This is a genomic window from Gluconobacter sp. Dm-74, from assembly GCF_018256135.1.
Taxonomy (GTDB): Bacteria; Pseudomonadota; Alphaproteobacteria; order Acetobacterales; family Acetobacteraceae; genus Gluconobacter; species Gluconobacter cadivus.
Window position 1 is genome coordinate 1 of record NZ_JAERLX010000003.1, and the last position, 13,213, is coordinate 13,213.

Consider the following 13,213-nt stretch of genomic DNA (forward strand, 5'->3'; position numbering starts at 1 on the left):
CCCCATGATAGCCACCACCGGGAGGGCGGAACCCGCCGCCGCCCGGACCATGAAAGCCGCCCCCCATACCGCCGGGCCTCATACCCCTGCCCATACCACCGGGGCCCATGCCACCACCGTGGAATCCCCCACCGGGGCCTCCGCCACCATGAAATCCACCGGCTCCGCCACCCGGACCTCCGCCCGGGCCGCCCCCATGCTGGGCAAAAGCGGGAACGGAAATCGTGGACGCCAGCAAGGCCAGCATCAGTGCAGCGGCCGGTTTGTATGTGAAGATCATGGCAAGTCTCCTGCGGGAAATCCCGATCATGTTTTCCATATCGGCATTACCAGATCGTGTAGGAAGAGGGCCTTTCCATGACGAAACAACTTGTTTCACGTGAAACACTTCTGTCACCTTCGCTTCCGCTTCGCGCCCAGATGCCCCCCAAGGCTTTCCAGTGCCAGACGAAGCTCCTCATCCTCAATATCCGGCACTTCAATCTGCAACGGTTTCGGACGCTTCGGCGTCGGCCGTTCGAACGCCACCAGATCCTGAACAATCTTCAAACGCTCGATCCCATATTCGCCCCGCAGCCCACAGGCCACATTGATGCGCTCGATGATCTGCGGCGCCAGATGCTGAAGCTCCATGGCAATCGGTCCCGCACAGGCCAGCGTCAGCGTTCCCGCCGACAGACGGCGCGGTTCAGTCTGTTTGGACAGACGCGGACCGACAAAATCCGCCCAGTCCATCATCAGACGCGCCAGAACCGGTGGCTTCTTCTTGAAGACAGGCTGTGTCAGCGCCTGCACGAAAGACCCGATCTGCTTCGTGCCCGAACGGCGCGGCGTCCAGTTGCGATCAGGCGCGGGAACCCAGCCATCAGGCTCCTGCGCTGGTTTCTTTCGGGCCGTATTTCGCAACGGGCGCTTGTCCGAACCGCGATCCTTCGTCATATCCGTTCCCGTGACTCCTGATGCATCCGCCCTGCTGCGCTGGTACGACCACCACCGCCGCGCCCTTCCCTGGCGCAGCCTGCCCGGCCAGCGTCCAGACCCATATGCCGTCTGGCTGAGCGAAATTATGCTCCAGCAGACAACCGTCAAAGCCGTCATATCCTATTACGAGCGCTTTCTCACGCATTACCCTACAGTTCAGGACCTCGCGGCGGCTCCGCTCGAAGACGTCCTGCACCTCTGGGCCGGCCTCGGCTACTATGCCCGTGCCCGCAATCTCCATGCCTGTGCAAAACGCGTCTCCGGACGCGGCGGTTTCCCAGACACAGTCACAGAGTTGCTAACCCTTCCCGGAATCGGTTCCTACACGGCACGCGCCATCGCCGCCATCGCCTTTGGGCGCCCCGTCGTCCCCGTTGACGGCAATGTCGAACGCGTCACGGCCCGCCTCAACGCAACCGAAGAGCCGCTCCCGGCTGCACGCCCGCTTCTGGCAAAACAGGCCGCACTCCTGAACGCCAATCCTATCGCACAAAGCCGTCCCTCCGACTTCGCACAGGCCCTGTTCGACCTCGGCGCAACGATCTGCACACCCCGCAACCCTGCCTGTCTGACCTGCCCCTGGCAGACCTCCTGCATCGCCCATGCCCGCGGAATCGCATCCCAACTCCCGGCCAAACAGCCCAAACAGACACGCCCCACCCGCTACGGCGCACATTTCCTCCTGCACGATTCCAACGGCCAGATCCTGCTGCGAACCCGCCCTCCCACAGGCCTGCTGGGCGGCATGGACGAACTCCCCGGAACCGACTGGCGCAGCACACCCTGGAGCGAAGACGAAGCCCTCGCCCATGCCCCCGGCCTGACCGACTGGACCCGCAGAGGCGAAATCCGCCATGTCTTCACTCATTTCACCCTGTTCCTCACGGTCTATGAGGCTTGCCTTCCACAGGGCCATAATGCAGGGATCGATTCCTCTTTCGGCACGTTCCGCTCAACGAAGCGCGCCGCCCTGCCCGGCGTCATGAAGAAATGTCTGGCCCTCACCCAACAGCCTTCGGAGACATGATGACTGAGACCCCTCCGACACTCCGCCTCTGGTTCATGGACTGGTTCGGCTGGATGCTCGATCATAATTCCGTAAGGGACGCCCTCGACCGCACCCCCTTTCAGGAAGGCCGCCTTCCGGGCCTCAGCATCGCCGTTCCATTACCTTTCCAGCTTCCCTGCCGTCCGGTTCTGGAAAAACGGGTTTCAATGCCCCGCCCTTTTCCAGAAATGGAAATGCAGGAATTCCCCCCAAACCGCGTGGTTTTTTTTATTCCGCGGACCGGCACCTATCTAAGAAGCTCTCCTCTTGGTCCAGAGCCCGTAGATTTTTTGGCTCCTAAGCCAGGGGAATGGGAAATTTTCTTTCCCATGACCGTCGAAATGTTGCGTGGATTGTCTCTGATCCTCAAACCCAACACCGTAAAACTGCAAGACGACGCGGGGAATGCCCTGCCTACCCCCACCCTCCAGCAAGGATTCGTGCTCCAGTTTGGCGACAGGAACCTCCCCTTGTTCCTGAACACGACAACCCTGATCCAGATCGGCCAGATCATGCCAGGCGCCATCGCCAAAATCGCACTGACATGGGATGCCGACGCCCAACCTGTCAATTTTACCGTATCCCGCGAAACACCCACCCAATCAGAAATAGTATAAAAATATCCCCATAAACGAAATATATGGAAAGATTTCTCCTATATATTCGACACACCATAACAAATTCTGCTATTTAAAATACCTAAGCAAGACCATTTCAGTCCTTATCATTTTCACAGAAATTGTCTGTCTGTATTGTATTCTCCCTCACGTGAAAGGGTTTTTTCAATTAATTGTAATTTTTGATCGATGTCCTTCACAGACAGAATTTTTGTTCTAAACATTTGTGCGTCTGAAGCAGGCGGGTATTTCATACGAAGCCGGTCTGTTTTCCGGCTGTCATGGGAAGATATGTCGCCAACTGGTTCTTTTCTTGCCGTTTTCAGGGACCGTCTCAACGGACCGGACCGTTTATTGTCTTACCCCACCCATTATTTAACGACAGACAATCGCTATCCCGGATTTTATAATTTTCCGCTCTCCTTGACAGTACATCATCCCTCGCAACCCTGCTTCAGACACCAGCCCGCAACCTGCCATCCGCCTGTCTCTGGTCAGATGACTGCATGGTCCTGTCAGCACGCCAGACCATCCAGTCATCTGACCGTCCCTATGGCTCTTGAGGTATCGAAATCATGACCTACACTGTCGGACATTATCTTTCCGAACGCCTGACGCAGATCGGCCTGAAGCATCATTTTGCCGTCGCAGGTGACTACAACCTCGTTCTGCTCGACCAGATGATCGAACAGGGCGGCACCAAGCAGATCTATGACTGTAACGAGCTGAACTGCTCCTTCGCCGCCGAAGGCTATGCCCGCGCCAATGGCGCCGCCGCAGCCATCATCACCTTCAGCGTCGGCGCGATTTCCGCCATGAACGGTCTGGGCGGCGCTTACGCCGAAAACCTGCCGATCCTCGTGATTTCCGGTGCGCCAAACACCAACGATCACGGTTCGGGCCACGTCCTGCATCACACGATCGGCACGACCGAATACAGCTACCAGATGGAAATGGCGAAGCACGTCACCTGCGCCGCCGAAAGCATCACCTCCGCCGAAACAGCTCCGGCAAAGATCGACCACGTCATCCGCACCATGCTGCGCGAGAAGAAGCCGGCCTATCTCGAAATCGCCTGTAACCTCTCCGCCGCACCCTGTGTCCGTCCGGGTCCGGTGTCGTCCCTGCACGCCCACCCACGCCCCGACGAAGCCAGCCTCAAGGCCGCTCTGGACGAGAGCCTGAGCTTCCTCGACAAGGCCAGCAAGGTCGCCATCCTCGTCGGTACCAAGCTGCGCGCCGCCGAAGCGCTCAAAGAAACCGTCGAGCTGGCCGACAAGCTCGGCTGCCCCGTGACGGTCATGGCCGCCGCCAAAAGCTACTTCCCCGAAACGCATCCCGGCTTCCGTGGTGTTTACTGGGGCGATGTCAGCAGCCCCGGTGCGCAGGAGATCATCGAAGGCGCCGACGCCGTGATCTGCCTTGCTCCCGTCTGGAACGACTACTCCTCGGGCGGCTGGAAGAGCATCATCCGCGGCGAAAAGGTTCTCGAAATCGATCCGGACCGCGTGACCGTCAACGGCAAGACCTTCGACGGCTTCCGCCTCAAGGAATTCGTCAAAGCCCTGAGCGAGAAGGCCCCGAAGAAGTCCGCAGCTCTGACCGGCGAATACAAGCCCGTCATCCTGCCGAAGGCCGATCAGGCCAAACCGCTAACCAACGACGAAATGACCCGCCAGATCAACGAACTGGTCGACGGCAACACCACCCTTTTCGCCGAGACCGGCGACTCATGGTTCAACGCCATGCGTATGCACCTTCCCGAAGGTGCGAAGGTCGAGACGGAAATGCAGTGGGGCCATATCGGCTGGTCCGTTCCGTCCATGTTCGGCAACGCCACCGGCTCGCCGGAGCGCAAGCATGTGCTGATGGTCGGTGACGGCTCCTTCCAGCTCACCGCGCAGGAAGTGGCCCAGATGGTCCGCTACGAACTGCCGGTCATCATCTTCCTGGTGAACAACCACGGCTACGTCATCGAAATCGCCATCCATGACGGCCCGTACAACTACATCCAGAACTGGGATTACGCCGCTCTGATGCAGTGCTTCAATCAGGGCGTCCCCGGCGAGGAAAGCGGCAAGTACGGTCTCGGCCTGCATGCCACGACGGGCGAAGAACTGGCCGAAGCCATCGCCCAGGCCAAGAAGAACACCCGCGGCCCGACCCTCATCGAGTGCAAACTCGACCGGACGGACTGCACCAAGACACTGGTCCAGTGGGGCAAGGCTGTTGCAGCCGCAAACTCCCGCAAGCCCCAAAATACCTGATCATAAGCAGGTCTCTAACGAAAACCCCCCGTGTCAGACACGGGGGGTTTTTCTTTTGTACCGTATAAAAACCTGACAACCATCAGAGCAGACGCGCAACCTTCATGAATAGAAACGTCACGCTCATGAAGACGAAACAGACAATGCCTGCCTCCACGGTCCCCAAAGACCCCTGAGCCAGAAACATCCCACCGGTATTCATCCCGAAGAAGCCGGTTACAAATGTCGCGGGCAGCATCAACGTGGTCCCGACGGAAACGATATACAGCCGCCGGTTGGTCTCTTCCGCCTGATTAGACCCAAGCTCGTCCTGCAACGACCGCGCACGGTCCTGAAGCGCGATCAGATCGTCCAGCGCCGCATGAACCTGCCGCTCCGCACGGTCCCGGAGTTCGTCCTCCGCCCAGTCCGGAAGATCCAGATCCTCGTCTTTCAGAACGCGGTCAATTGGCGTCACAACCCGGCGCAACTCGGTTGCACGACGGCGCACCTTGCCCACGATACTACCCAGATGCCCCAGATCGGAGCGATGCTCGATCAGCAGGAGCACATCTTCCGCACGATCTAGCTCATCATCCAGATGCCCGAGCTGACGTCGAACGGTTCCGGTAAATTCCCGCAACGCACGGTCAATAATCCCTGCAGGCGTCCTAGGGATCTGATCCGGCCTCAGGGAGCGATAGGCCGCCCCCAGCACCGGAATGGGATTGCGTCGCGTCGTAATCAACAGATCCGGGCGCATCGCAAACCGCCAGGCACAGATTTCCCGGTCTTCTTCGGACAGCGCATCGTCAAAAGCGGGCAGCGCGCCCCAGATCAGATCCTCGAACGCCTCAAGCGCAATGCCATATTCCGTCTCGGCCAGCATGGCACAAACATCTTCAGGCAGATCCGGCAGATGTGCGACATACCCCCGCGCCGAACTGTGCACCGTATCGAAATGCAGCCAGTACCAGCCTTCATTCTCAAGCGGACGTCCCGGCGCCAGAAGCGCCTCCACCTCAGCCGATCCCAGCGTCCGCAGTTCCTGCCCCGGAACGGCATGCACCGCCCAGACAAGCCCGTTTGCGAACGCAGGCGCGCCGGTTTCCTGATGCTGTGGGTCCAGAACCGTGAAGGGGAAGTTGTAGGCAGTGCTGTCTGACACGACATCCTCCTGTTTTCAGGGGGTTCAGGACCGGCAGAACCGGCATGCAGGTTCAACAGAAACGACAGGGCGACACGCCCTCTCCGGCTTCTCGCATGCCCTGCATACAGACGCAATATACCCGTATTTCCGCACCCAAACCGTCACGGAAATGCAACTCCATCCCAAACAGACAGTTAAAACACCATATCGCAATGAGTCTGCCCCGACATACGGGCACGCTCCTCCGGAAAGGAATATCCATGTCCATCCGCACAGCATTTTTCGCCACAAGCCTTCTGCTCGGCACCGCAATCGCCGCTCCTGCAATGGCTCAGGCTGTCAGCGCACCCAGCAACGATCAGCCACAGACCTCAACCTCCGCGATCCAGAAAGCGCAGAACTCCACAATCAGCCAGCCGAACAACGCCTTGCCGACCAACCCGCGCACCATAACGGAACAGCCGGACCAGCCCGCTCCCGCAGCCCCCAGCCCCATGACCCGCAGCACGAACGAAACCGGTCCCGTCCCGTCGAACCAGAAGGACGTACACACGCTTCCCGGCAAGCACCATCACACGCATAAAAAGACGTCCGCCCCAAGCAAGACGTCCGCGCCGGAATAAGAGGTAAAAGCCTATTGCCGGGCCCGCCCTTTGCGCGGGTCCACCAAGCCTTTATACAGGCAGCCATCCAAAGATGGGCAGCAAGGGCCATTTCATGACGACGCAGGATTACAAGGTTCGCGACATTACTCTGGCAGATTGGGGCCGCAAGGAAATCTCCATCGCCGAAGGCGAAATGCCGGGCCTGATGGCTCTTCGCGAAGAGTACAAGGACACACAGCCGCTCAAGGGCGCCCGCATCGCCGGCTGTCTGCACATGACCATCCAGACCGCCGTTCTGATCGAGACGCTGATCGACCTCGGCGCCACGGTCCGCTGGTCGTCATGCAACATCTTCTCCACGCAGGATCACGCCGCCGCCGCCATCGCCGCAGCGAACATCCCCGTCTTCGCCTGGAAGGGCTTGACGGAAGAAGAGTTCAACTGGTGCATCGAGCAGACCATCCACGGTCCCGATGGCTGGACGCCGAACATGATCCTCGATGATGGTGGCGACCTCACCATCATGATGCACGACAAGTACCCCGAAATGCTCAAGGACGTGCGCGGCATCTCCGAAGAGACGACGACCGGCGTGCATCGTCTGTGGGAAATGTCCAAGAAGGGCACGCTGAAGGTTCCGGCCATCAACGTGAACGACAGCGTCACGAAGTCCAAGTTCGATAACCTGTATGGCTGCCGTGAGAGCCTCGTGGACGCGATCCGTCGCGGCACGGATGTCATGATGGCTGGCAAGGTCGCCGTGGTTGCCGGTTATGGTGACGTGGGCAAGGGCTCCGCTGCCTCCCTGCGTAACGCAGGCTGCCGCGTGCTCGTGACAGAAGTCGATCCGATCTGCGCTCTTCAGGCCGCCATGGAAGGTTATGAAGTCGTCACGATGGAAAACGCAGCCCCTCGCGGCGACATTTTCGTCACCTGCACCGGCAACGTCGACATCATCACGATCGACCATGTGCGTGAGATGAAAGACCGCGCGATCGTCTGCAACATCGGTCACTTCGACAGCGAAATTCAGGTCGAAGCCCTGCGCAACTATCGCTGGAACAACATCAAGCCGCAGGTCGACGAGATCGAACTGGCTCCGAACCGCCGCATCATCCTTCTGTCCGAAGGCCGTCTGGTGAATTTGGGCAACGCAACGGGCCACCCGTCCTTCGTGATGTCCGCATCCTTCACCAACCAGACCCTGGCGCAGATCGAACTGTGGACGGCAAAGCCCGGCCAGTACGAAGTCAAGGTCTACACCCTGCCGAAGTCTCTGGACGAGAAGGTCGCTGCCCTGCACCTCGCGAAGGTCGGCGCAGAACTTTCCAAAATGTCACAGAAACAGGCGGACTACATCGACGTTCCCGTCAACGGTCCGTTCAAGCACGAAGAATACCGCTACTAAGACGAGGCGGATCAGGAAGGGCGGAACCCCGGTTGCGCCCTTTCCGGATTTCCTTAACCAACAGGAGTTACACTCATGGGTCTTTTCAGCACGATCATGTCCAAGATCTTCGGACATGCAGAAGCCGCCACACCGTCCACCACAGCCGCTCCGGCTGAAGCAGCCGCAGCTCCGGCCACCGCAGCAGCAGCCCCGGCAGCAGCGCCCGTGGATGTGGACGCCGTCCTGTCCGGTCTGGCCGCAAATGCAGGCCAGCCGCTGAACTACAAGACTTCCATCGTGGACCTCCTGAAGCTGCTCGGCCTCGACAGCTCGCTCCAGTCCCGCAAGGAACTGGCCGGTGAGCTGCATTATTCGGGCAGCACGGACGACACCGCGACGATGAACGTCTGGCTCATCAAGCAGGTCTATGCCGAGCTGGCCAAAAATGGCGGCAAGGTTCCGGCTGACTGGACGCACTGATCCGCGTCCAGTCCGCACGGACACCATAAAAAAAGCCCGGCTGTCACCAGCCGGGCTTTTTTTATGAAACGCTGATCTCAGGGAAGGATCGCATTCCCCGGCTCAAGCGTCTGCATCGAACGCTCCACCCAGGACGCCTGCCCCGCACGCAGTTCCTCCAGAGACTGATGGAATATCCGCACCCTGACCTCAATATGCCGGTCCGGATAACGCCACTGCTCGAACGCCAGAACCGTATCCGGCGCCGTGCTGTCCGGCTGATCGTCAAACGTCCATGACAGCCCGAAAATCGCCGCCAGCGCATCCTGGTTCGTATCGTGCCCCGCCAGAACCAGAAGCCGCGTGGAATCCGTCACACCCGGAATCTCCGTCACCGAACGGTCCGCCAGAAACGCCCGGACGCTCTCGGCCATCACCCCGTTACGCGCCGCCGCCACAACAGGCAGACGTCGCAACATCCGGCTCTCTGCTTCATGAACCGGCAGAACGGTTTTCAGCAGCCCCGGAACATCCGCTTTCGCAGACCCGAAAACACCCTCTGCAAAGCCCTCTGAATACAGCAGCAGCAGACTTTCCGCCGCCATGCCACCCGTCGCCACCCCTCCCGAGAGACGCGGCGCGCCTTTCTTCCATTCAAGCACCGCATCGTCGCTCAGACACCACGCCGTATGCGCAACACCATCACACGCGCCGGGCGCCATCAGTGTCTGCAAAGCCTGCAAACCACCCCGAACATCCGAACGCTTCGAGACAGGCAGCATGGAGGCAAACGCCTGCTCCGTCTCCTGCTTCGACGGCACCGCGCGTCCAGCCGAAATGGCATTGAACACTGGGTCCGGCCCATGCTCCTGCCATTGCGCAGAAACATGACAGTCCGGAGCCAAACCACGCGCCCAGACCCCCCCGGTTTGCTGCGTCCGATGATCCGCGCCATCCGCCCAGATCCGCACGCTATTGGAACAGGATCGTAACGGATCAAACCCGAGACCCATATAATGCGTCCGGACAGCCTGAACCATGGCCCCAAGCGCCACAGCCCCATGCGGCGTCATTTCTCCGGGCGCGACAGACCATTCAGGCCAGTTGAAACCGGTCTTCTCCCGCAACGCCGTTGCAGACGCCGTCGGACTGCGGATCCCGTGCCGCGACAGCAGCACGACTTTTTCCAGAACAGGCCCCGACGGCACGGAAGCACTCCCCGAACATCCCGTCAGGAACAAGGCCCACAGAAGAATAGAATGCGTCTTTTTCACGGGAAGGTCGCCGTCATGTTGAAGAAGACGCTGCGCCCGGCCAGGCGCCAGTAAAGCGGCGCATCACCATAAGACTGGTTGCCCGCAAAATCGCTGATGGAGCGATTGTTGAAGAGGTTGGAAATCTTGAGGCTCGGCGTCACGTCGCGCATGAAACCACCGATATTATGAATGCGCCACCCCAGTGCCAGATCCGCAGTCACATTGCTGTGGATTTTGTACTGGTTTTCAAACACAGCATTTCCAGCCGCATTTGTGGTACTGTCCAGCCCCCAGTGATGCCCGACATATTTCCCCATCAGCGAGAAATACGGCCCCTTCGGATTTTCATAAAGCAGACCGAACGATGCCAGTGAATCCGGCGTCGTCGCAACGCGCACGGTGCTATGTTTGTAGCGCGCATCATTTACGCTGTAATTGCCGTAAAGCGAGAAGCCATATCCAATGACATACTGCCCCTCAAGCTCGATCCCCTTATAAATCGCGCCGCCACTGTTCACGTATGTAGACGTGGTTCCGATACCATCAACCTTGATCTGTGCGGATGCGATATAATTGGAAAAATCGATATAATATCCATCCAGTGACAGCATCCAGTTCTTGCCGTGATAGACCGACCCCACCTGATAATTCAGTGTCGTTTCGGGCTTCACGTTTCCAACCGACTTCACCTGGAAAACCGACATTGGAGGTGCCAGAAAGCCTCGCGCGATCTGCGCATAAGCGCTCCAGTTTTTCATAATCCGTTGATTGATCGCAATGGATGGCTGCCAGGATCCATAATGCTGCGTATCATTCAGCGGCACCTTCGTGGACTTGTTAATGGCTGCATCATAGTCCCTTGTGAACATGGAATATTTCACACCCGGCTTGATAACTGCCCCTTTCCAGGGGTGAATATCCAGTTCAAGATAGGGCTGAATGGTCGTGTTCAGATCCGAAATATCATAACTGTAAGCCGACCCTGTTTTGGACGGAACCGGTATCGCATTTTTACTCAGATCGAGTGCATAGGTGTATCGGCGATCCTTCTGCACATCCGCCCACACACCGAACAGAACATCCCCGTAAGACGTATGCGCTTTAAATCGTAACGTATCGCCATAGGAACGGAATTTGGCGTCCGCATATTTCCCGGGAATATCATTGGCATAGGTCGCCACCTTCTTCCCGGCCGTATTATAGAACGTCACCCCGTTCGCAGCCGTGCTCGTCTGGCTGGCATCCGTGCTTTCCGTATAATCATGCTCAAAACCGCTCGTATAAAGCTGGTTCTCCATCGTCAGCCACGACGCAAGACGGCTTTTCAGACTGACGTAATCAAAATCGGACGTGTAGGTGCTGGGGTTATATCCATAATAACACTGCTTAGACGAGTCGTTGCACAGCCCGTAATTCTTTCCGTATTTCGCATATTCCGCGAGCGTCGCGCCCTGCGTCGTAAACTGCCATTCCTTGTTATAGGTCGTCTCCAATGTCAGCGTCGTCTCAGGCGCAAGGTCAATCACGTCTTTGAACATCAGATTGCTCCGGCGTTCTGCCGAATTGGTCAGATATCCGTTCGTTTCCTCATGCTGCATATCGAGAAATGCACGACCAAAGCGCGTCTTGCCACTATCAAATTCGATACCGCCTGCACGCGTATTAAAGCTGCCATAGGTCCCATACAGCGACACCCCCCTCTTGGCCGGAGGCATCTTGGACGTGAAACCCATCGTGCCACCAAAGGTGGCATTACCGATCGTCGAGCCCGTTCCCGGACCGCGATCAATCTGCGCCTCTCCAAGGAAATGCGAAATAAACAAAGACGATGTCGTGTGATGCAGATCGGTAGCATCGCCAAACGGAATGCCGTCGAACGTCATGTTATACTGACCGTCCTGAAAACCACGAAGGCTCATCGCCTCTGCCTTACCCATTCCGGGACCGTTAGGATTTTGGGAATAAACGCTCGGCTGAAAGCGGATAATGTCGTCGATGCTGGCAAGCGGAATAATGTTGTTGCTCAGAAAGCCGGACTGAATTTTTGATGTCGGCTCCGTAATGTCCAGCGGAACTGTCGCAGGCGCAATTCGCGCCGCATGACCCAGAACGGTCAGATTTTCCACACTGGGCATCGCGTCTTTTTCTTTTCTGCTTTTATGCTCCTCATGCTTTTTCTGTTTTGCATCAGGAACATCAGCCTGCGCGCCTCCTCCCAGAAACAGGGCACCGGCAAAGCACCCGGAAAGCAGGATATGGTTACGCATCTTGAACGTCATGGGGAGTGGGCTCCAGTGATTGGCGCGCACTCCATACGGAAGGCTTCAGGTCAGGAAAACCGCTTTACCGTTCTTGAAATAAAACATTCACACGTTTTACTTCAAATCTTCATACTTATTTTGAAATATTTCTTATTTTATATTTACGGTAACGGCCTTTTATCTGCAATAGGGTCAATCTTCGGTTCAGTTAGTGGTCCTGAATCCACCACAACCACCAAATCTCCCGCAATCGGCGTGGGTTGCCGATCTTTAGGCAGCAATGCCTGAAAACGCTGATCGTAGCTCGCAGCCTGTTCATAGAGAGCATCAATCAAGCCATAATGATCCATGAACTTGTTCATGGTCGCCGGAATACGAATGCAGCCTTCCGACGCCGGATGCCCCAGACGCCATTCAAGAAACTGCGGGTCCGTCGCATGGATCTCCAGCCGGATCTGCCCGGTTTCATGTCGCGGCAGCCAGCCCTTCATCGCCGTCTGCCACCCCATGTCCCACACGCGCGATCCCTTCGCGCCGATGCCACGGATGCCGTTCTTGTTTTTGGTGCCTTCCGCCCGGTAGCCCAGACGGTCCGCCGTGTTCTGAAAAACACCGACCGGGGTAATGTAATAATATTTACGCCCCGTCGTCCCGGTTGAAACCGGCGTCCCCCCAAGAGACTCCCACGGCGCATCCGGTAATGCCAGAACGTAATCCAGATGCTGGATCTGCTCGTTGCGATCCACAACCATAATGAGTTGCGGCCGCGAAATAGGCATGTTCGCCTGTGTCACCTGCTCCTTTGCAAGCGTCAGGAACGCCCGGCGGCGTTCGGGCGTATAGGTGCTGAACCCCTTGATATTATGCTTCATCAGCACAGCAAGACGCGACGCCTCCTCCCGCGCGGCCTCATCGGACACAACCGGCAGATCCGGAATATCCAGAGGCGGCGGTGCCAGATCGGGCCGTGGTGGTGTATCGGTCGGCGGATTGCTGGCTGGCGGCGGAACCGATACCCCCAGAGACGGCGTCGTATCCGGCTGATGGCCGGACAGTTCGGGGCCCGCGCCATCCGGCCGCGCACAGGCCGCCAGCGGTGCCAACCCCACAATCATTGTTGTGGACGCACATAACAGAACTGCAAACCGCGTCAGTCTGGAAACATCACGCATCTTCAGGGCACCATCCTCGGGTTCGGAA

General features: G+C 58.0%; 12 protein-coding genes. 6 read left to right on the forward strand and 6 right to left on the reverse strand.

Annotated features, from left to right (window positions below):
* The coding region (locus JK208_RS05540; RefSeq protein WP_211574777.1) for a hypothetical protein at window positions 1–280 on the reverse strand (280 nt) is incomplete at its 3' end.
* Window positions 281–393: 113 nt separating this feature from the next.
* Window positions 394–939 (reverse strand): DUF721 domain-containing protein, encoded by a 546-nt coding sequence (locus tag JK208_RS05545; RefSeq protein WP_062032570.1) that lies wholly within the window; start codon window positions 937–939, stop codon window positions 394–396.
* A 10-nt stretch (window positions 940–949) separates the two neighbouring features.
* Here JK208_RS05545 and mutY point away from each other — a divergent pair, with 10 nt between their 5' ends.
* From mutY to JK208_RS05560, 3 genes are all read left to right on the forward strand, one after another.
* On the forward strand, window positions 950–2,008 hold the full coding sequence (mutY, locus tag JK208_RS05550) for an A/G-specific adenine glycosylase (RefSeq protein WP_211574779.1): 1,059 nt from the start codon (window positions 950–952) through the stop codon (window positions 2,006–2,008).
* Window positions 2,008–2,646 carry a hypothetical protein gene (locus JK208_RS05555; protein ID WP_211574782.1) on the forward strand — a complete coding sequence of 213 codons (639 nt, stop codon included), beginning with the start codon at window positions 2,008–2,010 and terminating at the stop codon, window positions 2,644–2,646. The genes mutY and JK208_RS05555 overlap by 1 nt, the downstream gene beginning before the upstream one ends.
* A 575-nt stretch (window positions 2,647–3,221) precedes the next feature.
* Window positions 3,222–4,913: an alpha-keto acid decarboxylase family protein gene (locus tag JK208_RS05560; RefSeq protein WP_211574784.1), complete on the forward strand. Its 1,692-nt coding sequence runs from the start codon at window positions 3,222–3,224 to the stop codon at window positions 4,911–4,913.
* Window positions 4,914–4,995: 82 nt separating this feature from the next.
* On the opposite strand, the gene JK208_RS05565 is transcribed toward JK208_RS05560, so the two are convergent.
* Window positions 4,996–6,060: a transporter gene (locus tag JK208_RS05565; protein ID WP_099285912.1), complete on the reverse strand. Its 1,065-nt coding sequence runs from the start codon at window positions 6,058–6,060 to the stop codon at window positions 4,996–4,998.
* A gap of 242 nt (window positions 6,061–6,302) precedes the next feature.
* Here JK208_RS05565 and JK208_RS05570 point away from each other — a divergent pair, with 242 nt between their 5' ends.
* The 3 genes from JK208_RS05570 to JK208_RS05580 all read left to right on the forward strand — a co-directional run bounded on the left by JK208_RS05570 (window position 6,303) and on the right by JK208_RS05580 (window position 8,517).
* Window positions 6,303–6,665, forward strand: coding sequence for a hypothetical protein (locus JK208_RS05570; protein ID WP_211574786.1), 363 nt, complete (start codon window positions 6,303–6,305; stop codon window positions 6,663–6,665).
* 94 nt (window positions 6,666–6,759) lie between these two features.
* Window positions 6,760–8,055, forward strand: coding sequence for an adenosylhomocysteinase (gene ahcY / locus JK208_RS05575; RefSeq protein ID WP_062107190.1), 1,296 nt, complete (start codon window positions 6,760–6,762; stop codon window positions 8,053–8,055).
* Between the two features lie 75 nt (window positions 8,056–8,130).
* On the forward strand, window positions 8,131–8,517 hold the full coding sequence (locus JK208_RS05580; RefSeq protein ID WP_062032594.1) for a DUF3597 domain-containing protein: 387 nt from the start codon (window positions 8,131–8,133) through the stop codon (window positions 8,515–8,517).
* A gap of 77 nt (window positions 8,518–8,594) precedes the next feature.
* On the opposite strand, the gene JK208_RS05585 is transcribed toward JK208_RS05580, so the two are convergent.
* The 3 genes from JK208_RS05585 to JK208_RS05595 form a co-directional block, all read right to left on the reverse strand.
* Window positions 8,595–9,770: a histidine-type phosphatase gene (locus JK208_RS05585; protein WP_211574788.1), complete on the reverse strand. Its 1,176-nt coding sequence runs from the start codon at window positions 9,768–9,770 to the stop codon at window positions 8,595–8,597.
* The gene (locus tag JK208_RS05590) at window positions 9,767–12,031 is read right to left on the reverse strand and encodes a TonB-dependent receptor (RefSeq protein WP_211574790.1); all 2,265 of its coding nucleotides are present in this window, start codon (window positions 12,029–12,031) and stop codon (window positions 9,767–9,769) included. The genes JK208_RS05585 and JK208_RS05590 overlap by 4 nt, the downstream gene beginning before the upstream one ends.
* Before the next feature lie 143 nt (window positions 12,032–12,174).
* Window positions 12,175–13,185, reverse strand: coding sequence for a L,D-transpeptidase (locus JK208_RS05595; protein WP_211574798.1), 1,011 nt, complete (start codon window positions 13,183–13,185; stop codon window positions 12,175–12,177).
* Window positions 13,186–13,213: the final 28 nt, after the last annotated feature.

Bases quoted from the DNA above. Each gene is read 5' to 3' on its own strand.
- JK208_RS05545 (WP_062032570.1), bottom strand. From the start codon at position 939: ATGACGAAGGATCGCGGTTCGGACAAGCGCCCGTTGCGAAATACGGCC.
- JK208_RS05555 (WP_211574782.1), top strand. From the start codon at position 2,008: ATGACTGAGACCCCTCCGACACTCCGCCTCTGGTTCATGGACTGGTTC.
- JK208_RS05560 (WP_211574784.1), top strand. From the start codon at position 3,222: ATGACCTACACTGTCGGACATTATCTTTCCGAACGCCTGACGCAGATC.
- JK208_RS05570 (WP_211574786.1), top strand. From the start codon at position 6,303: ATGTCCATCCGCACAGCATTTTTCGCCACAAGCCTTCTGCTCGGCACC.
- ahcY (WP_062107190.1), top strand. From the start codon at position 6,760: ATGACGACGCAGGATTACAAGGTTCGCGACATTACTCTGGCAGATTGG.
- JK208_RS05580 (WP_062032594.1), top strand. From the start codon at position 8,131: ATGGGTCTTTTCAGCACGATCATGTCCAAGATCTTCGGACATGCAGAA.
- JK208_RS05590 (WP_211574790.1), bottom strand. From the start codon at position 12,031: ATGACGTTCAAGATGCGTAACCATATCCTGCTTTCCGGGTGCTTTGCC.
- JK208_RS05595 (WP_211574798.1), bottom strand. From the start codon at position 13,185: ATGCGTGATGTTTCCAGACTGACGCGGTTTGCAGTTCTGTTATGTGCG.